The sequence below is a fragment of the Nonomuraea sp. NPDC049784 genome, from assembly GCF_040659615.1.
GTDB lineage: Bacteria > Actinomycetota > Actinomycetes > Streptosporangiales > Streptosporangiaceae > Nonomuraea.
This window is the reverse complement of the sequence record NZ_JBFAMX010001043.1, coordinates 1-2171: the sequence shown is the minus strand read 5'-3', so window position 1 is coordinate 2171 and position 2171 is coordinate 1. Positions and strand designations below refer to the sequence as shown.

2 protein-coding genes are annotated in these 2171 nt (G+C 68.4%); one reads left to right on the top strand and one right to left on the bottom strand.

Annotated elements, in window-relative coordinates:
- The first annotated feature begins 462 nt into the window (after nucleotides 1-462).
- Nucleotides 463-1308 carry a class I SAM-dependent methyltransferase gene (locus AB0J09_RS62955; RefSeq protein WP_203958666.1) on the top strand — a complete coding sequence of 282 codons (846 nt, stop codon included), beginning with the start codon at nucleotides 463-465 and terminating at the stop codon, nucleotides 1306-1308.
- 116 nt (nucleotides 1309-1424) lie between these two features.
- On the opposite strand, the gene AB0J09_RS62950 is transcribed toward AB0J09_RS62955, so the two are convergent.
- On the bottom strand, nucleotides 1425-2171 hold a 747-nt coding region (locus AB0J09_RS62950; protein ID WP_360713836.1), incomplete at its 5' end, for an ISAs1 family transposase.

Genomic DNA, 2171 nt, shown 5'->3' with positions numbered 1-2171 from the left:
GCTACTCGAAGGATCACGCGATGGCCGTCTTCATTTCACGACGCCACGCCTGTGACCAGGCCAAACTCGTACACCACTCCCGCGGACGCAACCATCGCCAGTGGCGATCGCTTGATCGGCAAGAAAGCATGGACTATGTGCATCGTCACCGCATACGCGAGTTCGCCTAGTCACGGGGGGCTACCTGGCAAGGCCTCGGCATAGTCGCGTTATGTCCGTTTTATTCATGCCGGGTCGAGTCGGAGGGTCTCGGGGGTCCTGGTGGCGTCCCGGGCGTGGTGGCGTGCAGGCGGCTGTGATGCTGGCGTGCCTGGCCGTTTTGGAGGATCCCGATGGCGAGCAGATCGTGGCTGCCAGGCGATCTGGCTATGGCCGTCAGGGCGCTTCAGGCGCATCCTGTGAAGTGCGCGGAGTGGCCGGGCGCGGCCAGCATGCTGGGTTCTGGCCGGCGAGGAGGAATGCATGGAAAGCGCGCCGAGCAGGACGGCGATGTTTGCGGCCGTGTCGCGTGGATTGTTTCGCCTGGAGACGGCGTCGCCGTGGGTACTGGACGATGTGCTGGCCCTGGTGCTTGTCGGCCCGGTATGGCAGCAGCTGCGAGACCAGTTCGATCCGCTGTTCCCCGGCCCTGTCCGCAGCGAGTCCCGTGCGGCTGTCTGCACCCGCAGCCGGTACGCCGAGGACCGGCTGGCTGCTGGTGCCTTCACGCAGTACGTGATTCTTGGCGCGGGGCTTGACTCGTTTGCGTGGCGGCGGCCGGATCTGCTCGGCTCGCTGACGGTGTTCGAGGTTGATCACCCTGCCTCCCAGGCCTGGAAGCTCGAGCGGGTCAGGGAGCTCGGCCTGCCGCTCAGCGACTCGCAGGTATTCGTGCCGGTTGATTTCGAGGCCGGACCGGTTCAGGATGTTCTGGGCCCGGCTGGGTTCGACTGGGCGCAGCCGGCGATGTTCTGCTGGACGGGCGTCGCCCCCTATCTGACGGCACAGGCGATCGAGTCGACGTTGCGCACGATCGCGGCGGCTGCTCCCGGGTCTGAGGTGGTGTTCTCCTACCGGGCCGAGGACTGTGCGCTCGACGACGCGGGGACGGAATTCGCCCGTATCTACACGCCGATCGCGGCTTCTGCCGGCGAGCCTCTTCAGCCTGGCTGGCCGGTATCCGAGATCGAGAGGCTGATCAGCCGGTGCGGGCTAAAGGTCGTGGACCACCCCGCACGTGCAGACCTCCAGCAGCGGTACTTCGCCGGCCGTACCGATGGCCTGCGGCCCTATACCTTCGAGACCCTGGTGGCCGCGCGGGTCACCTGAGCGAGCGCAGGCCACGTCGGCAACTTCACCGTCTGCGAGGGCCAGGCGGTGACGGTACGGCAGAGGAGTACAGCAACCTCCAGGGCCTCGGCGTAGCCGCGTCGTGTCCGCTTTGCTCATGCTGGGCGCAGTCCGAGGGTTTCGAGGGTCCGGGTGGCGTCCCGGGCGTGGTGCCTGCAGGCGGCGGCGACGCTGGCGTGCCCGGCCGTTTTCAAGATGCCGATGGCCAGGTTGCGCAGGGCGGCCATGGCCTGGGGTCCGCTGCCGGTGCGGATCTGGGAGGCGTCTTCGCCGTAGCTGACGTTGCGGAGGTGGTGCAGGGCCTCGATCTGCCAGTGGCCGCGGATCCAGGCGGCGAGCTGGGCGGGGGTTGCCTGGTGGGCGTCCAGGCTGGTGATGGCGTAGACGGTGACGGTCCGCCACCTCCCGCCGTCCAGCGGCCGAATCTGGCGGGTGAGGCAGATGGCCTGTGCGGCGTGCGGGAAGGCGAGCCCGGCGGCGACGGCCGCGGCCTTGAGGGTGCGGTGCTCCTGGCGGCCATGGCCCCGGTTGTGCTGGCGGGAGGCGACCGGGATGTGCCGCCAGGGCAGGTTCTTGACCTGGGCGTACAGGCCCGGCTGGTTCTTCTTGACCACCAGGATGTAATGGGCACTCTTGCCGGTGACAAGGAACTCGGCGTGCTCGCGCTGGGTGTGCAGGGCGTCGGCGGTGATGACGCACCCGGCCAGGTCCAGCGGCTCGAGCAGCGGCGCGAACCGGGTGATCTCGTTGGTCTTGCCGTCCACCCGGACCTGGCCGAGCACAACACCACAGCGCTGGTCGAGGGCGGCCAGCAGGTGCACCGGCTGGCCGTCGGCGCTGGC

What these genes read in the sequence shown, in the direction of transcription:
- AB0J09_RS62955 (WP_203958666.1), top strand. Translation starts at nt 463, where the DNA reads ATGGAAAGCGCGCCGAGCAGGACGGCGATGTTTGCGGCCGTGTCGCGT.